This is a genomic window from Actinomyces sp. 565 (genome assembly GCF_010365615.1).
In the GTDB taxonomy this organism is placed as follows: domain Bacteria; phylum Actinomycetota; class Actinomycetes; order Actinomycetales; family Actinomycetaceae; genus Actinomyces.
In genome coordinates this window covers 1-17440 of sequence record NZ_PIZD01000027.1, presented here as the reverse complement: position 1 = coordinate 17440, position 17440 = coordinate 1, and the positions used below count along the sequence as shown (strand labels likewise).

Below are 17440 nucleotides of genomic sequence, written 5' to 3'. Positions count from 1 at the left end.
ACTTCTGACACTCCCAGATGTCATGAGATCCAACAGTCCCAGAAGTCATGAGACAACACAGTACGGTAGGGGTACGTACCGTCGTCGGAAGTGCCGAAGCGTTGATGCCAAGTGCCGAACCGTCATCGGAAGTGCCGAAGCGTTGATGCCAAGTGCCGAACCGTCATCGGAAGTGCCGAACCGTCACCCCGAGGTACGCGGGCGCACACGCCAGACCAGCGCCCTGGCCGTCATGCCTGCACCCTGGGCGGTTATGTCTTGACCCCGGGGGGGCGTTGAGTAGGGCGTCAAGATCACCGGTGTGCGTTGTCGATGGTCGCGGTCCCGTTCCGGCGCCCAGATGCTCCCAACGGTCCTGACGAGTCGTCCCCGCGAGCCAACAACGGCCCGCCCGAGAACGACCTCACCCGCCTGAGAACGACGCTGGTTCAGTGAGTACGTGCTCGTACGTCCGAGAACGACCCTGGTTCGGCGAGAACGTCCTTATCAGCCCCAGACCCTCCCGAACGTGGAGGGCGTGGGGATCACGAGGTCGTACTCGCCAGATCGGCACCCACCGACAACAACCACCCGCACCCTCAAAACAGAAGAGCCCTTATCCGCGAACGTGTTATTTTCATCGGCATCATTGTTGGAACCTGAACGCTCTTGAGCATTGCTCGGTCACTAAGTGAAATGGCGCGCATGCTGCTGCATCAGGACGAGTCAAATAGATCGAGTAGATCGAGGCGCCAGCAGACTCGTTACCAGCGATGAGCCGCGGCTCCCGCGCAGAGACACACGTACGCGCTTGTTAGCACTCACAGCAGCACAGTGGCGTAGGTGCCTACGCGGCTGAAGCCCAGGCTGCGGTACAGGCCCAGACCCGCTGCGTTGAAGGAGTTCACATACAGGCTCACATACCCATCGGCGCCGACGTGGTCGCGGCGCACCGCGTCCACCGCGGCCGCGAGCGCGACCGTCCCGATGCCTCGCCCACGCAGGTCCGGGCGGGTCCATACGCCGGTCAGCTGCGCCACCGATCCGCCCGGCCGCTGCCACAGGGAGCCCACGTCAACCTTGAAAGCCACAGCCACTCCCCCAGAGGCGGCCGCACCCGGAGCGGACGGACCGCCGGCGCCGTCGTCGAGCAGCACATAGCTGCGACCGGAGGCGACCAGCCAGTTCACGTGCCGGGCGTAGGAGGAGCCGGAGGTGGTCGGGTCGTAGCCGAGCTCGCCGGTAAACATGTCCACGCTGGCCGGCAGCACCAGTGCCTCCTCCTCAGGGGTCGCGAGGTGCACGCCCGCAGCCGCCCAGGCCAGTCCGGGACGCCGTGACAGCGCCGCGCCGGCCAGCGTGCCGCCGTCGCTCTGCGGCACCACCAACAGGGGCTGCTCCCAGCGCTCCTCACGCGAGTGCATGCCGGCCGCGGCCAAGTGCTCCCAGACGGCCTCCACATCCTGCGCCGGCCCCGCGACTGAGCCGTGGCTGGTCAACCGCTTATAGGTGTGCTCCGCAAGCGCGCGGGCGACGTAGTCACCTGCACCGGGGTGTCCCAGTGCTGGTCGGGGCGCCAGGCCAAAGGGCATCAGTGAACCAGTAGCCCACGCGCCTGCCGCCGGGCGCCACCGGTCGTCCGCGACTACATCCCCCCGGGCCCATGCCGGCCAGCGCAGTACCTGATGCGCCAGGGACACACCCGCAACCGGATCGATGGCGCACAGTTGCAGCAGCCCGCTCAACTGGCTCGGGTCAAGCGCGGTGAGCGGAGGCGGCAGGCGGCGGCCAAGTAGGTTCACGGGCAAGAAGCGTTCATCCAGCGGACGTGGTGCCTACCGGCCATCAGGCGGAGGCGACCACGCTCGGGGAGGTGCCAGCCAGGGCCTCCTCCCCGAACTCCGAGCGCATCTGCTCGGCCATGTCCTGGGCGTACTCCAGCAGCGTCTCAACCACCTGGTCCTCGGGAACAGTCTTGACCACCTTGCCGCGCACGAAGATCTGGCCCTTGCCGTTGCCCGAAGCACAGCCGAGGTCGGCCTCACGGGCCTCCCCGGGGCCATTGACCACGCATCCCATGACGGCCACGCGCAACGGAGCCGTCAGGTCCTTCAGGCCGTCCTCCACGGACTCGGCCAGCGACCACACGTCCACCTGGGCGCGCCCACACGACGGACAGGAGACGATCTCCAGCTTGCGCTCGCGCAGCCCCATGAACTCCAGCAGCTTGGTGCCGACCTTGACCTCCTCCACCGGCGGAGCGGACAGGGAGACGCGGATAGTGTCGCCGATGCCCTGCGCAAGCAGGGTCCCGAAGGCGGCGCAGGACTTGATGGTGCCCTGGAACGCGGGGCCGGCCTCGGTCACACCCAGGTGCAGTGGCCAGTCCCCCCGCTCGCTGAGCAGCTGGTAGGCCTGCACCATGGTGACCACGTCGTGGTGCTTAACGGAGATCTTGAAGTCGTGGAAGCCGCACTCCTCGAACAGGCTCGCCTCCCACACGGCGGACTCCACCAGCGCCTCGGGGGTGGCCTTGCCGTACTTCTTCAGCAGGCGCGGGTCCAGGGAGCCGGCGTTCACACCGATGCGCAGGGAGGTGCCGTGGTCAGAGGCGGCCTTGCAGATCTCGGCGACCTTGTCATCGAACTTGCGAATGTTGCCGGGGTTTACGCGCACGGCCCCACAGCCGGCCTCGATCGCGGCAAACACGTACTTGGGGTTGAAGTGGATATCGGCAATCACGGGGATGCGCGACTGCTTGGCGATCACCGGCAGGGCGGCGGCATCCTTGTCCGTGGGGCAGGCCACTCGCACGATGTCACAGCCGGCCGCGGTCAGTTCCGCGATCTGCTGCAAGGTGGCGCCGATGTCGTGGGTTTTGGTGGTGGTCATCGACTGCACCGAGATCGGGGCATCACCTCCGACATCGATATCACCGACACGGATCTTGCGAGTGGGCTTGCGCGGGGCCAGGACCGCGGGCTCCTCACGCACGGTCGGCATACCAAGGGAGATCGCTTCTGTCACGTCCCCAGTATGGCACCGGTGGCGCCTGGACGCCGTGCCGGTCGGATCACAGCGGTGCGCGCCCCGGGGTCGTCCGCTCCCCGCGGAAACTGCGCCGCCACCTAGATGGGCGCAACGATGTCCACCCAAATCAGGACCACCGCCATGACGATCAGCAGGTAGAAGACCACCTGCCCCACCGGCAGCATCCTGGCGGTATCGGCATAGCCGGGATCGGGGTTGCCGTGGGCACGTGCCCACAGTCGGCGGATACCCTCCCAGCAGGCGCCGGCGACGTGCCCGCCGTCCAGCGGCAGCAGCGGTACGAGGTTGAAAGCGAACAGGGCCAGGTTCAGCGATCCGAGCAGGCTCAGCATGTAGAACAGGCGCATCGAGAAGGGCAGGCCCGCGTCCGTACCGGTGCCTGCGCTGGATACCTCCCCGGCGATGCGCCCCACCCCGACCAGGCTGACCAGTCCCTCGGCGTTGCGCTCCTCCAGGCCAAGTCCGGCGGCGACGGCGTGGTACAGGCCCGCCGGCAGGGTGGCAATCGCCTTCAGCGTCAGGCCGACGGCGGATCCCACCACCTGCGGGATCTCGCCCGGCGGCGTGCGCACCGTTCCCAATGCGGGGCCGATGCCCACGTAGGGGCGCAGCTGCTTGACAACCTCGCCCTCGGCATCGGTGGCGGGGACGCCGTCGGCGTTATAGACGGTGCGGGGCACCTCTACGGCGGTGACGGTCAGGGTCAGCTCCTCCCCGTCCCGCTTCACGACGACGACGGCGGGCTCGGTTCCGGCAGCACCAATGGCGGTCTGCACATCCGCCCAGGTGGAGGTGGTCTCGCCGTCCCAGGAGACGATCGTGTCTCCGGCCCGGAGCCCCGCTGCGGCTGCCGGGGAGGCGGGGTCGGCGTCGGTGCATGCGGCGCCGGCGTCGATGTCTGAGGATACGCACTCGGCCACCGAGGTAAGGGTGGAGGTGAGGGCGGGCTGGCCGATCACTCCCAGGGCGAGTGTCAGGCAGATGATGCCCAGGGCGAGGTTGGTGAGGATGCCGCCGGCCATGACCAGCAGCTTGCGGGGCGTGCTCAGGCGGTAGAAGGCGCGATCCTGCTCGTCGGGGCCGAGCTCGGCCAGGGATTCCGCACGGGCCTCGGCAACCATGGAGCCCGGCTTGTCCGGGTGGCCGGGCCGGGCGGGAGGCAGCATGCCCAGCAGCCGCACGTAGCCACCCAGCCAGATGGCCTTGATGCCGTACTCGGTCTCGCCGCGTCGGGTAGACCACAGCCTCGGGCCGAAGCCGATGAAGTACTCGGGCACCTTCACGCCGAAGTGCTTGGCGGGCAGCATGTGGCCCAGCTCGTGCAGGGCGACGGACAGGCCGATGCCGATTATGAGTATGACGATGCCCAGGATGTAGGCGAGGGTGTGGCTCAAGGGGTCTCCTGGTCGGCGGGTACGGTCAGCGGGTGCGGGCGGCGATCAGCTCGTCGGCGCGGGCGCGCGCCCAGGCGTCGGCGGCCAGCACGTCATCGAGTCCGGGCTCGGGCTGCCCGCAGTGGGCCTCCAGCACGGCGGCGTCGATGGCGACGATGTCCAGCCAGCGCAGGCGCCCGTCCAGGAAGGCGGCGACTGCCTGTTCGTTGGCGGCGTTCAGCACGGCGGGGTGAGTGGCGGAGGCGGCCACGGCCGCGCGGGCGAGATCCACGGCCGGGAAGGTTTCGGCGTCCAGCGGCTCGAAGGCCCAGGCGGTGGGCTCAGACCACGCTTGGGGGGTCACCAGGCCGGCCAGGTCGGGGCGGTGGGGCCAGGTCAGTCCCAGGGCGATGGGCAGCCGCATGTCCGGCGGGGAGGCTTGGGCGATGGTGGCGCCGTCAATGAACTCCACCATGGAGTGGACCACGGACTGGGGGTGCACCACCACGGTGATGTCGGCGGGGTGGACGTCGAACAGCAGGTGCGCCTCGATCAGTTCCAGGCCCTTGTTGACCAGGGTGGAGGAGTTGACGGTAACCACCGGGCCCATCGCCCACGTGGGGTGGGCCAGTGCCTGGGCGGCGGTGACACCTGCGAGTTCGGCGCGGCGGCGGCCGCGGAAGGGCCCGCCGGAGGCGGTCAGGATAAGGCGCCGCACCTCACTGCGGCCGGTGAGGGTGGGGCTGGTCAAGCCCTTCTCGTGCACGCCGGAGCGCAGTGCCTGCGCGATGGCCGAGTGCTCGGAGTCGACGGGCACGACCTGCCCGGGGCGGCGCAGGGCCCGTTTTACCAGGGCGCCGCCCACCACCAGGGACTCCTTGTTGGCCAGGGCCAGGGTGGCGCCGGAGCGCAGGGCGGCCAGGGTGGGGGCTAGGCCCACCGAGCCGGTGATGCCGTTGAGGACCACGTCCCCCTCCCCCACGCCTGCGGCGGCGATCAGGTCGGTGGCGGCATCGGGGCCGGTCAGGATCTCGGTGACGGGGTCGGGGCGGCCCGCGCGGGCGGCGGCGTCGGCCAGGGCGGCGCGCAGGCGGGGTATGACGTCGGTGCCGGCGGCGGAGACGGCCAGGCGGGGCACGGCGTGCGTGACGGCCTGCGCGGCAAGCAGATCCAGGCGGCCGCCGCCCGCAGCCAGGCCGACCACGCGGGGCGTCGGCACCCGGCCGGGCTCGCCCGGGGCCCCGGGGTGGGCTCCCAGGTGGGCGATCACGTCCAGCGCCTGGGTGCCGATGGAGCCGGTGGAACCGAGTACGACTACGGCGCCGGAGCCCGCAGCTGTGACAGTCACGCGCCCCTCACTCCACCGACAACAGGACCTCGACGGCCCGGGCGAGGAAACGGTCCACACTGGCCTCGTCGTAGGCCTTGTCCCCACGCGCTGCGGGGAACACGGCGGCACGCACCTGAGTGGAGGTCAGGGTGCCGTCGGAGTCGAAGTAGGCGGCGATGCGGTCCATGAGCGCGTCCACGGCCTGCTTGTCATACCCCTGCCTGGTGGCCGGCGCGAAGCGCTCACCGGCCGGGCGCAACAGCCGCGGGTACAGGGTGGTGGCCAGCTGCGCCACCTGGTCCATCCAGGCCTTGCGGCCGTTGGCGGCCACGTACTCGGCACGGCGGCGCTGCAGGAAGGCGGCCTCGAGGCGGTCCAGGGCGGCGTCGACGGCATCGGGCCGGTAACCGCCGTGGACGATGTCGAAGGCGACCGTGCGCACCCCCTCGGAGTCCATCTCAGCCAGTTCGCCGGCGTCGTAGATCTCGTGGGCGGTCTCGAAGTAGCCGTCCACCTGCTCTACGCGGTAACCCTGCTTAAGCAGGCCGACCTTGGGGAACATGTCGCTCATCGGGTGTGCGCCGCCCTTTCCTGGTTGAGCGCCTCGGTGGCCAGCTGGCCGCAGGCGCCGTCAATATCGCTGCCACGAGTATCCCGCACCGTGGTGGTGATGCCGGCGCGCCGGAGCGTGTCGACGAAGAGGTCCTGGACCTGCGGCTCGGAGCAGGTCCAGATGGAGCCGGGCGTCGGGTTCAGGGGGATGGGGTTCACGTGCGCCCAGCCGCGACCGCGGCGGTTGAGCTCATCGGCAAGCAGCTGGGCCCGCCAGGCGTGGTCGTTCATGTCCTTGATCAGGGCGTACTCGATGGACACGCGCCGTCCGGTGGCCTCGAAGTAGTCGTGGGCGGCGTCCAGTAGCTGCCCGACCTTCCACTTGGAGTTGACAGGAATGAGGGCGTCGCGCAGTTCGTCGTCGGGGGCGTGCAGGGACACGGCCAGGGTGACCGGCAGGCCCTCGCCCGCAAGCTTGCGGATCAGCGGTACCAGGCCCACGGTGGAGACGGTGACACCGCGGGCGGACAGACCGAAGCCCTCCGGGGCGGGGTCGATGATCCGGTGCAGCGCCGCCACCACGTTCTTGTAGTTGACCATGGGTTCACCCATGCCCATGAAGACGATATTGGACAGGCGCGCGGGGCCACCGGTCAGGCCGCCCGCCTGTGACAGCGCCGCGGCGTGGCGGATCTGCTCCACGATCTCGCCGGTGGTCAGGTTGCGAGTCAGGCCCATCTGGCCGGTGGCGCAGAAGGGGCAGGCCATGCCGCAGCCGGCCTGGGAGGAGACGCACAGCGTGGTGCGGTCCCGGTAGCGCATAAGCACGGACTCCACGCGCACGCCGTCGTGGAGGGCCCACAGGTGCTTGATCGTACGGCCACCGTCGGCGCGCAGGGCGCGCACCTCGTGGATCAGGTCGGGCAGCAGCTCGCCGCACAGCTGCTCGCGCTGGGCTGCGGGCAGGTCCGTCATGTCAGCGGGTTCGCGCGTGAAGTGCGTGAAGTAGTGGCGCGAGAGCTGGTCGGCGCGAAAGGCGGGCAGGCCGACCTCGCGCAGGGCCTGCTTGCGGCCCGCCAGGTCCAGGTCGGCCAGGTGCCGGGGGGCCTTGCCGCGGGCCGGGGGAACGGCGAAGGACAGGCGGGGGCGGGCGTCAGGGCTGGTGGCGCCCTCGGGCGGCTGGTCGGTGGGCAGCACCTGGACGCGGCCACGGTCCGCAGGGCCGGGCGGGACCGGCGGGCGGGCGGGCGCGCGGCGGCGGTCATGTGCACCTTGGGCATCATGGATGGTGCGCACTGCGACCATGATCCTGTCTGTGCTCCTCTCCGTGATCCTTACTCAACCTTACTGGGCTCTGCTGTGTTTTTACTGTGACCCGCGCCGCGGAACAGGCAACCGCAGGCGCGTACCGGCCGCGGAACAGGCGGCCGCTGGGGCAGCGTACTCGCGCCCGCTCACCGGTGCCACGGCGCTAGTCACAGTTCAAGACCGTGGTCGGCACCTGGGATGCGGCTACCTCACCCCACGAGCAGGCTGAACACGTAGACCACCGGCGCCGCCACCAGGATGGAGTCGAGCCGATCCATCAGGCCGCCATGCCCAGGCAGAAGGGTGCCCATGTCCTTCAGCCCAAGGTCGCGCTTGAGCAGGGACTCCCCCAGGTCGCCCAGGGTGGAGACCACCACGACGGTGGCGCCCAGCGCCGCGCCGGCCGCCGGCGGCCCTCCCAGCGCCCACAGGCAGGCCACACCAGCACCAACCGCGGCAACCAGTGAACCGGCAAAGCCCTCCCATGACTTCTTCGGCGACACGCGGGGCGCCATCGGGTGCTTGCCGAAGTTAATGCCGGCCAGCCAGCCTCCAGTGTCATTCGCGGCCGGCAGGGCAATCAGTGTGAGGACCTTGCCGACCCCGTGCGGCTGGGCCGCCAGCAGTACCGCGAATCCCGCCAAGAAGGGCAGGTACGTGGCGGCGAACACGGAGGCGGAGGCGTTAACGGAGCGGGAGCGGCGTACGGCGTCGTGTGCCTCCGTGCGCAGCACGTCATGTCCGGACTCCTCCAGGACTGTGCCGGACTCCGCCTCGGCCTGGTCCAGGAAGCACCACAGCACACAGGCGCCGGCAGTGGCGATATACGCCCCCAGGGCAACTTCCGCACCCGCATTCCAGGCGCTCACCGCGACCCCGAGCGTGCCGATCCACAAGGGTGCGAGTGGCAGGCGGATCCCCTTGCGCGCGAATGCCCCTGCCAGTTCCCACAGGGCCCCGCACACCGCCAGGACCACCACGCCCACAAAGGCGGCCTTGTTGAAGACCAGCGACGCCAGGACCGCCCCTACCAGGACGACGGCGACCCCGATGGCGGCGGGCAGATTACGCCCGGCCCTGCCGGTGGCGGGCAGGGGGGCGCGGTTGCGCGTAGGCGGCGGGCTGAGCAGGTTGGAAAGCAGACTCACGGTTGGGGTTGGGTCACTGGGGAGGGCGGAATCAGACCTCGAGGAGCTCAGACTCCTTCGCTGCCAGGGCGGCGTCGATCTGCTCCACGTAGCGCTTGGTCAGGCCGTCCAGCTCCCCCTCGGCGCGCTTGACGTCATCCTCGCCGGCCTCGCCGTCGCGCTTGATGGCCTCCAGCTCCTTCTTGGCCTTGGCACGCACACCACGAACCTGCACCCGGGACTCCTCGGCGCGGGAGCGGGCGAGCTTGACGTAGTCGCGGCGGCGCTCCTCCGTCAGCACTGGCAGGGTCACGCGGATAACAGTGCCGTCGTCGGTGGGGTTGACACCCAGGTCGGACTCGCGGATCGCGGTGACGATCTCCTTCATGGCGCCGCGGTCGTACGGGCTGACGATCACTGAGCGGGCCTCGGGGATAGTGATGGAGGCGAGCTGCTGCAGGGGTGTGGGAGCCCCGTAGTAGTCGACCATGATCCCGTTGAACATGGACGGGTTGGCGCGGCCGGTGCGGATGGCGGCGAGCTCGTGCTTGCCGGCCTCCAGGGCCTTGTCCATCTTGTCCTCGGCATCAAGCATGACATCGTCGATCATGGTGGGTTCCTTCGGTAATTCGCAGAAGTTGTTTGCAGATCTTGTTCGCAGAAGTTGTTTGCGGAGGCTGTTGCGGCGCCTGGCTGCGAGGCGCTCGGACGCGTCGGCAACGGTGCCGACGCCCCAGCGGCTCAGTCGAGAGTGACGAGGGTGCCGATATCCTCCCCCATCAGGGCGCGGGTGATGTTTCCCGACTCGCCCATGCCGAACACGCGCATGGTCAGCGCATTATCACGGCTGAGCGCAAAGGCCGAGGCGTCGGCCACTTGCAGCCCGTCGGCCAGGGCGCGACCGTAGGTGAGCCGGTCTAGCTTGACGGCGTTGGGATCGCGGCGCGGATCGGCGGTGTACACGCCGTCGACCCCGTTCTTACCAACCAGCAGCTCGTCGCAGTGGGTCTCCAGTGCGCGCTGGGCGGCGACGGTGTCAGTTGAGAAGTAGGGCATGCCCGCTCCGGCTCCGAACACCACAGCACGGCCCTTCTCCATGTGGCGGATGGCGCGCAGCGGGATGTAGGGCTCGGCCACCTGGGTCATGGTGATCGCTGACTGCACGCGCGCCGGCACTCCGGCCTTCTCGATGAAGTCCTGCAGCGCCAGGGCGTTCATCACCGTCCCGAGCATGCCCATGTAGTCGGCACGGGCGCGGTCCATGCCGCGAGCGGACAGTTCCGCGCCGCGGAAGAAGTTCCCGCCGCCGACGACGATCGCCACCTGCACGCCCTGCTTGATGGCGGTGGCGATCTGCCCGGCGGCGTCGGCGACGACATCGGCGTCCAGGCCCACCGATCCTCCGCCGAACACCTCGCCGGAGAGCTTGAGCAGCACCCGACGGGGGTGTGTGCCGTGAGCGATGCGATCGTCGCGTTCTGGGGACTCACTCATGCGTATTGCCTCCTGGCGGGGTGCGGACGGTTCGGCGGCTCGCGCGTCAGCGCTCGGCACAGCCTACCGTGCCGTAGCCGTCCTCCGTCGGCGATGAGCGGACCGGGTCGCACGTCAGCCTCGGAGAACAGCGGTGGGGCCCGTGAGCGCAGTGCTCACGGGCCCCACCGCACGCACCCCGCAGCGTGCGGGAGTGCCGGGGATTGTCGCCTTAAGACTCAGGCGCCGACGCGGAAGCGGACGAAGCCGGTCAGCTTGCCGCCGGTAGCCGCGATGACCTTGCCGACCGTGGTCTTGGGGTCCTTGGCGTAGGCCTGGTCCACCAGGCAGTTCTCCTTGTAGAAGCCGTTCATGCGGCCCTCGACGATCTTCGGGATGGCCTTCTCCGGCTTGCCCTCGGCGCGGGTGGTCTCCTCGGCGATGGCACGCTCCTTCTCCACGACCTCGGCCGGGACGGAGTCGCGGTCCAGGTACAGCGGGGAGTAGGCGGCCACGTGCATGGCGACGTCGTGGGCGACCTCACCGGCCGCGGCGTCGGTACCGACCAGCACACCCACCTGCGCGGGCAGGTCGGGGTTGGTGCGGTGCAGGTACAGCTCGACGTGGTCGGCGGCCAGGCGGCCGACGCGGCGCACGACGATCTTCTCGCCGATGACGGCCTGCATGGAGTCGGTGAGCTCCTTGACAGTGGTGCCGTCGACGGCGACCTCGGCCAGCGCCTCCGCGGTCTCGGCGCCGGAGTCGATGGCGGCGGTGAGGACCTTGTCGGCGAAGTCGAGGAACTTCTCGTTCTTGGCGACGAAGTCGGTCTCGGCGTTGATCTCCACCAGGACGCCCACCTGGGCCCCGTCGGCGTCGACCACCTTGGCGGCGATCAGGCCGGCGGAGGCGGAACGACCCTCGCGCTTGGCGATGCCCTTCAGGCCCTTGACGCGAATGATCTCGATGGCCTTCTCGGCGTCACCGTTCGCCTCGTCGAGCGCCTTCTTGACGTCGAGCATGCCGGCGCCGGTCTTCTCGCGCAGCGCCTTGATGTCAGCGGTGGTGTAGTTGGGCATGGATATCTCCTGAAATTGCTGAGATTGGAGTGAACGGGCGGCTGCTGGAATCAGGCCTGCTCGGCGGGAGCAGGCTCGCTATCCGAGGGAGCCGCCGGGGCTTCACTCACGGTGGCCGCGGCAGGCTCCGCGCTCGCGGCGGCGTCGGCGTTCTCGGCGCCGGCCAGCAGCTGCGCCTCCCACTCGGGCAGCGGCTCCGCCTCGGCGGCGGGAACCTCGGCCTCCTCACCGGTGCGGGCGCGGCCGGCGGACCGGGAGACCAGCCCCTCCGCGACGGCATCGGCCATGATGTGGGTCAGCAGGGTGACGGAGCGGATGGCGTCGTCATTGCCGGGGACGGCGTAGGTGACCTCGTCGGGGTCGCAGTTGGTGTCAAGCACGGCTACCACGGGGATGCCCAGCTTCTGCGCCTCGGAGATGGCCAGGTGCTCCTTCTTGGTGTCCACCACCCAGATGGCGGCCGGCGGCTTGGCCATGTCGCGGATGCCGCCGAGGGTCTTGACGAGCTTGTCCTTCTCGCGGCGCATCATGAGCAGTTCCTTCTTGGTGCGGCCGGAGCCGGCCACGTCGTCGAAGTCGATCTGCTCGAGTTCCTTCATACGGTCCAGGCGCCCGCGCACGGTGGCGAAGTTGGTGAGCATGCCGCCCAGCCAGCGCTGGTTGACGTAGGGCATGCCGACACGCTGCGCCTGCTCGGCCACGGCGGCCTGCGCCTGGGTCTTGGTGCCGACGAACAGGATGTTGCCGCCGCGGGCGACAGTCTCCTTGATGAAGTCGTAGGCGGTGTTGATGCCGTCAACCGACTGCTGCAGGTCGATGATGTAGATGCCGTTGCGCTCCGTGAGGATGAACCGCTTCATCTTGGGGTTCCAACGGCGAGTCTGGTGGCCGAAGTGGACACCATTCTCAAGCAGCTGGCGCATGGTCACAATCGCCATGAGGGTCCTTTCAGGCGCGCCCGGCGGGCGCGCAGGTCGGGGGACGCCCGCGGCTCGGCCGGGACGCCCGTTTATGGTTGGTTGCTCCCCGTTGACCGGAGGCCCCGTGGGCGGGGCGCGGCTGCCCGGAGCCCGGGCATGGGGCCTGGTGCCCGCGGCGCCCGGCCACCCGCAGTGCTTGCGCAGTGCGGGACCTCGGCCATGGCGCCCGAAAGGACGTTCCCGCCCCACCGATGGCGGAGCGGGCGCGGACACGCGAAGTCAGCCTCGCACCGGCCCGGCAGAATGCTCCGAGCCCGCGCAGGGCTGCGGGCGCGACGTTATCACAGCACCACTGCAGCGCCAGCGGGTATCTGACCCTCGCCGCTCCCAAGCCCCGGCCGACCTAGTGCAGCCATGGCCGACTCGTCGGCAGGGGCAGCGCACCGGTGTCCACAGGCCCGGTTGGAAGCAGGCAACCAGGCCAGTTATTCACAGGCGGACGGTCGCGCAGATGCGCTCCGCCGCGCACCGACGCACCCTGAGGTCATGAGCAACTTCACAGCAACCGCCCCCGGCGCCAACGACTCCACTCCACGCGTCCCCACCGCAGCCGCCAACCCGGAAGGCAGCAGCGAGCGCGCTACCACCCGGCCCGATGGCGCCACTGTGGACGCCCGCTCCCGCCGTGGGACGGGGCTTCCGCGCCCGGGCGGGTGGCGCCGGTCGGCCCGGAGCCTGGCCGTGGCCGTCGCCGCAACGGCCGTTGGCACCGCCCTGGCCCTGGCGCCGACGCCGGTCGCACCCGCGGCAGCAGCCGGGGCCGCACCACGGCCAGTGGTCATGGCCTGGCGGGGCGGCGACCCGAAGCCGCCGCAGGCCTTTGCGGCCGGGACCGCGGCGGAACCCGCGGGGCCGCTGCTCGGGGTCGTGGCCACAAGGGTGCGCTACGCCTGGCCGACGGGCATGGCGACGACGGTGCTGGCCGACTTCGATCCGCCGGCAGTGGTATGGGGCTCCGGGCACCGGGGCGTGGACCTGGCGCTGGCGGCGGGATCGCAGGTGCTGGCGGCCGCGGACGGGACGGTCGCCTTCGCGGGGATGGTGGCCGGACGGCCGGTGGTGTCCATCGACCACGCCGACGGCATCCGCACCACCTATGAGCCGGTGGACCCCTGCGTCAAGGCCGGCGAGGCCGTAGCGCGCGGCCAAGTGATCGGCACGCTGCAGCCCGGTCACCGCGCCGACGGCGCCGATGCCCTCCACTGGGGCGCCCGCACCGGCCCGAAGACCTACGTCAACCCGGTGCGCCTGCTTCAGCCCGCGGTGATACGCCTGAAGCCACTGAGCTGATTGCAGCCCGACCCGCCGCCCCTCCCGGAACTCTATCGGTCGGGGTCGGCCTCGCCGGCGCGGTGGGCTCTGCCGTCAGGCCCGCGGGAAGGCCTGGGCGTAGACGGCGCGCAGGCGCTCGGCGGATACGTGCGTGTAGCGCTGGGTGGTGGCCAGCGAGGAGTGCCCCAGCAGTTCCTGCACGCTGCGCAGGTCCGCTCCCCCGCTGAGCACGTGGGTGGCCGCGGAGTGGCGCAGACCGTGGGGGCCCAGGTCCGGCACGCCGGCGCTGGCGGCCGTGCGGTGGACAATCTCGCGTACGGCCCGCGGCCCGATGCGGCGACCGCGGGCGCCCAGGAACAGGGCCGCCCCGGCGTCGGCGGCGGCTACGGCAGGCCGCACGTCCGCCCAGTCCTCCAGGGCCGCGGCGGCGGGCCCGCCATAGGGCACCGTGCGCTCCTTGTCGCCCTTGCCCAAGACCCGCATGGTGCGACGCGCAGCGTCCACGTCCCCCAGGTTCAGGGCGCACAGTTCGGAAACACGCACGCCGGTGGCGTACAGCACCTCCAGAATCGCCCGGTCGCGCAGTGCCAGCGCCCTGGCCATGCCGGCATCGGCGTCGTCGCCGGCTGTGTCCCCGGCTGCGGCGACGGCGTCGGCCGCCGCATCCAGCAGGGCGGCGGCCTGCGCGGGGGTGAGCACGGCGGGCAGGCGAGCGTCGGCGCGGGGCGAGCGCAGCCGGGCGGCGACGTCGGCCTGCAGCAGTCCGCTGCGGTAGGCCCAGTTGGAGAAGGTGCGGCAGGCGGCGGCGCGGCGGGCCAGGGTGGCGCGGGCCGCGCCGTCGGCGGACATGGTGGCCAGCCAGGCGCGCAGGTCCGGCAGGTCCAGGGTGCCGAGGGCGGGTCCCACGGGTTCGTCGTCTTCCTCGGCGACGCCCAGGAAGGTCAGCAGCTCCGCCAGGTCACCGAGGTAGGCGCGCACCGTGTGCACCGACAGGCCACGCTGCAGGTCCAGGTAGCGGGCGAATGCGTCCAGCAGCTCGGCTCGGGTGGCGCACCCACTCGCGGCCTCCGGTCCCATCTGCCGCCCCACCGCCTCGGGCGCAGAGGATGCCTGACCAGCCTGGGAATCCGCGCGCACGTCACCAGTCTAGTGACTCTTCTGGTTTGAGGATGTGGGTGGGACGCGGCTCGGTCCGCGAGAGCGGTGCCGCGACCGGCATTGTCACTATTGGGGGCAAATGGCCTTGGAACACCGGCCCTCGATTTCTGAGTCGTTGGAATCATGCGGCTTCAAGATTGGCGACTGGACCGGCGGCAGGCGTTTGTCCCGGATTCGGACATTTTTCTCCCCTGACAAGTCGGGGAACACGTGAACAGGCCCGGTGTCCGGCTCACGGACCGGCCTTGCCCCTGCCATATTGCCTCCGTAGCGTACTTGTACGTGCACCCCCGCCGGGTGCCGAATGGGCACACGCCATCGGCTCGGGAGGACTCATGTCGGCAGTTATTGCTACCCATGCGCTACACAAGCGGTTCGGGGACGTGCACGCGGTGCGGGGGATCGATCTACAAGTGGAGCGCGGCTGCGTGTACGGATTGATCGGTCCCAATGGGGCGGGGAAGACCACGGTGCTGCGCATGCTGCTCGGCATCATGCGCCCCACCAGTGGCACTATCTCGGTGCTCGGTGCCTCGCCCGCGACCGACCGCCCACAGTTGCGCCGCCGGATCGGCTTCCTGCCGGGCGAGCTCAACCTCGGCGAGCGCACCAGCGGCGCCGCACTACTGCGCCACCTGGCCGAGCTCAGTGGTCCGGTCGCCCCAGGTCGGATCGAGGGCCTGGCCGAACGCCTCGACCTTGACCTGAGTCGTCCGGTGCTGTCACTTTCTAAGGGAAACCGGCAGAAGCTCGGGCTGATCCAGGCGTTCATGCACTCCCCCGAGCTGTTAATCCTCGATGAGCCCACCAGCGGCCTGGACCCGCTCATGCAGCGCGAGTTCCTGGGCCTGGTGCGCGAGGCGCGCGACGCCGGGCGAACCGTGCTGCTCAGCTCTCATATCCTCAGCGAGATCCAGCATGCCGCGGATGCGGCCGCCGTGCTGTCCCACGGGAGCATTGTGGCCGAGGGCGAGGTCTCCACCCTGCGTCCGGCGGCCGTGTCCCGAGTGCGCGCGGTGCTCAGTGAGGTGACCGCGCAGGAGATTCGCGTCGGCCTGGCAGATCCCGGGATCTTGAGTGATCTGCAGATTGAGCCGGCACCGGGCAATCAGTTGCGCATTCAGGGAACGTTCCGCGGACCGGCGGACGAGCTCGTCAAGGGACTGTCACGATTCACGGTTCAGGAGCTCACGATCGAAGAACCCGATCTGGAGGAGTCGATCCTCAACCTGTACGCCCAGGAGGACCCCGCATGATCCCCTCCCGACCGGCGGTTTCCCGACCCCGCGCCACCGCGCCGATACTGCGTCGGCACCTCGCCGAGGGCGCCCGCTCGCTGCTCGGCTGGAGCGTTGCACTCGCGGCGGTGCTGGCGCTGTACCTGCCGGTCTACCCATCGTTGCAGACGCCCGAACTCGCGGACATCCTCGACGCCTTGCCCGCGCAGCTCGTGTCCGTCCTGGGATACGACCAGATCGCCACGGGTGCGGGCTATGCCCAGGCGACCTTCTTCGGTCTGCTCGGATTCGTCCTTGCAGCCATCGCCGCCACCGCCTGGGGCGCGCACCTCATCGCGGGCGCGGAGGAGAGCGGACGCCTGGAGCTCACGCTCGCCCACGCCGTGGGCCGCGTGCAGTACGCGGCCCAGACCGCAGCCGCACTGGTTCTACGGGTGCTCGGGCTCTCCCTCGTCACAGTGGCTGTGCTGCTGGCGCTCAACCCAGTCGCAGAGCTGGGGCTGTCCACCGCCAATGTGCTGGCTGCTACCGCCTCCTGGGCGGGTCTCGCCGTGCTCTGTGGAACTTCCGCGCTGGCGGTCGGCGCGCTGACGGGACGGAGTGCCTGGTCGCTCGGTGCCGGCGCCACGGTGGCTGCGCTCGGCTATGCACTAAACGCAGTCTCCGGCATGTCCACCGGTCTGGACTGGCTTGCGCACCTGTCACCCTATTACTGGGCATTCGGCGAACGCCCTCTGAGCAATGGCTTTGACTGGGGCGGCCTGGCACTGCTGTGGGGGCTCAGCGCCCTGCTGGTAGCAGTTGCCTGTATGGCGTTGTCGCGCCGCGACATCGGCCGGTGAGACAGGGGAGCGTCCGGTTACCACTGCGCGCCGCGGCGCCTAGGACCAGGGCGGAGGCCACGGGCGGGAGGATCCGGCGGTGGCCTGCTTGCGCAGCACGGGCAGATCCGGCCCGGCACGAGCACGCGCCGCACGCTCACTCCCAGTACGCTTCCACAGAAACGGCGTAATCACGCGGAAAGCGCACAAGCCGAGAACCAGCCCAACCACCTCCAGCGTGCCGCAACCCCCGCGGCGCACGCCGGAGCCAACCAACCCCCACCAACCCAAAACCAAGAACACCGAAATACCAAGCAAAACCGGCTGTTCGCGTTTGGGGGTTTGGTGGGTGGATCGGCAGCGGTTCGGCGAGTGGTGTATGGCGTGCGTGTCCCGGCGGCGCGGCGGGTGGGGAGTGTGGTGTGGCGATCGTGCTCGAGGGTCGTTCTCGGGCTGATGGGGACGTTCTCGGGCTGGCGAGGTCGTTTTCGCCGCGCGGAGGTCGTTTTGGGGCCCACGAGGACGTATTCGCCACCGGGGGACGTTCTCGGGCCGGCGAGGTCGTACTCGACCGGGCGCAGCGGGTCGTTTCGGGGATGACGAGGTCGTTCTCGGGCGTGTGAGGTCGTACTCGACTAACCCGCGCTGGCCGAATACGACCTCATTCGCCCCACACCCTCCACATCGTGGAGGGTTTCG

At 69.8% G+C, this 17440-nt stretch carries 15 protein-coding genes; 3 read left to right on the top strand and 12 right to left on the bottom strand.

What is annotated here, in order from left to right:
- Nucleotides 1-800 precede the first annotated feature (800 nt).
- The 11 genes from GZ997_RS05765 to rpsB all read right to left on the bottom strand — a co-directional run bounded on the left by GZ997_RS05765 (nucleotide 801) and on the right by rpsB (nucleotide 12210).
- Nucleotides 801-1787 (bottom strand): GNAT family N-acetyltransferase, encoded by a 987-nt coding sequence (locus tag GZ997_RS05765; RefSeq protein ID WP_343212285.1) that lies wholly within the window; start codon nucleotides 1785-1787, stop codon nucleotides 801-803.
- 37 nt (nucleotides 1788-1824) lie between these two features.
- Nucleotides 1825-3006, bottom strand: a complete 1182-nt coding sequence (ispG, locus tag GZ997_RS05760; RefSeq protein ID WP_161924390.1) for a flavodoxin-dependent (E)-4-hydroxy-3-methylbut-2-enyl-diphosphate synthase — start codon at nucleotides 3004-3006, stop codon at nucleotides 1825-1827.
- Nucleotides 3007-3107: 101 nt separating this feature from the next.
- Entirely contained in the window at nucleotides 3108-4424 is a 1317-nt protein-coding gene (locus GZ997_RS05755) for a site-2 protease family protein (protein ID WP_162679201.1), read from the bottom strand.
- Nucleotides 4425-4449: 25 nt separating this feature from the next.
- Nucleotides 4450-5751 (bottom strand): 1-deoxy-D-xylulose-5-phosphate reductoisomerase, encoded by a 1302-nt coding sequence (dxr, locus tag GZ997_RS05750; RefSeq protein ID WP_162679200.1) that lies wholly within the window; start codon nucleotides 5749-5751, stop codon nucleotides 4450-4452.
- 7 nt (nucleotides 5752-5758) lie between these two features.
- A complete protein-coding gene (locus tag GZ997_RS05745; protein WP_162679199.1) occupies nucleotides 5759-6304 on the bottom strand; it encodes a DivIVA domain-containing protein in 546 nt (181 codons plus the stop codon).
- Nucleotides 6301-7581, bottom strand: a complete 1281-nt coding sequence (gene rlmN, locus GZ997_RS05740) for a 23S rRNA (adenine(2503)-C(2))-methyltransferase RlmN (protein WP_343212284.1) — start codon at nucleotides 7579-7581, stop codon at nucleotides 6301-6303. Before rlmN ends, GZ997_RS05745 begins: the two co-directional genes overlap by 4 nt.
- A gap of 221 nt (nucleotides 7582-7802) precedes the next feature.
- Nucleotides 7803-8741 carry a phosphatidate cytidylyltransferase gene (locus GZ997_RS05735; RefSeq protein WP_162679197.1) on the bottom strand — a complete coding sequence of 313 codons (939 nt, stop codon included), beginning with the start codon at nucleotides 8739-8741 and terminating at the stop codon, nucleotides 7803-7805.
- Between the two features lie 31 nt (nucleotides 8742-8772).
- Nucleotides 8773-9330, bottom strand: a complete 558-nt coding sequence (frr, locus tag GZ997_RS05730; protein WP_161924394.1) for a ribosome recycling factor — start codon at nucleotides 9328-9330, stop codon at nucleotides 8773-8775.
- Nucleotides 9331-9461: 131 nt separating this feature from the next.
- Entirely contained in the window at nucleotides 9462-10214 is a 753-nt protein-coding gene (gene pyrH, locus GZ997_RS05725) for a UMP kinase (RefSeq protein ID WP_161924395.1), read from the bottom strand.
- A gap of 218 nt (nucleotides 10215-10432) precedes the next feature.
- A complete protein-coding gene (gene tsf, locus GZ997_RS05720; protein WP_162679196.1) occupies nucleotides 10433-11272 on the bottom strand; it encodes a translation elongation factor Ts in 840 nt (279 codons plus the stop codon).
- Nucleotides 11273-11322: 50 nt separating this feature from the next.
- A complete protein-coding gene (rpsB, locus tag GZ997_RS05715; protein WP_162679195.1) occupies nucleotides 11323-12210 on the bottom strand; it encodes a 30S ribosomal protein S2 in 888 nt (295 codons plus the stop codon).
- Nucleotides 12211-12738: 528 nt separating this feature from the next.
- On the opposite strand from rpsB, the gene GZ997_RS12690 reads away from it, so the two are divergent.
- Nucleotides 12739-13542, top strand: coding sequence for a M23 family metallopeptidase (locus GZ997_RS12690; protein WP_238994295.1), 804 nt, complete (start codon nucleotides 12739-12741; stop codon nucleotides 13540-13542).
- 75 nt (nucleotides 13543-13617) lie between these two features.
- Here GZ997_RS12690 and GZ997_RS05705 read toward each other — a convergent pair whose 3' ends face one another.
- A complete protein-coding gene (locus GZ997_RS05705) occupies nucleotides 13618-14601 on the bottom strand; it encodes a tyrosine recombinase XerC (RefSeq protein WP_162679203.1) in 984 nt (327 codons plus the stop codon).
- A gap of 416 nt (nucleotides 14602-15017) precedes the next feature.
- Here GZ997_RS05705 and GZ997_RS05700 point away from each other — a divergent pair, with 416 nt between their 5' ends.
- Both GZ997_RS05700 and GZ997_RS05695 read left to right on the top strand, forming a co-directional pair.
- Nucleotides 15018-15938, top strand: coding sequence for an ABC transporter ATP-binding protein (locus tag GZ997_RS05700; protein WP_162679194.1), 921 nt, complete (start codon nucleotides 15018-15020; stop codon nucleotides 15936-15938).
- Nucleotides 15935-16762, top strand: a complete 828-nt coding sequence (locus GZ997_RS05695) for an ABC transporter permease subunit (protein ID WP_203234036.1) — start codon at nucleotides 15935-15937, stop codon at nucleotides 16760-16762. Before GZ997_RS05700 ends, GZ997_RS05695 begins: the two co-directional genes overlap by 4 nt.
- The last annotated feature ends 678 nt before the right edge of the window (nucleotides 16763-17440 follow it).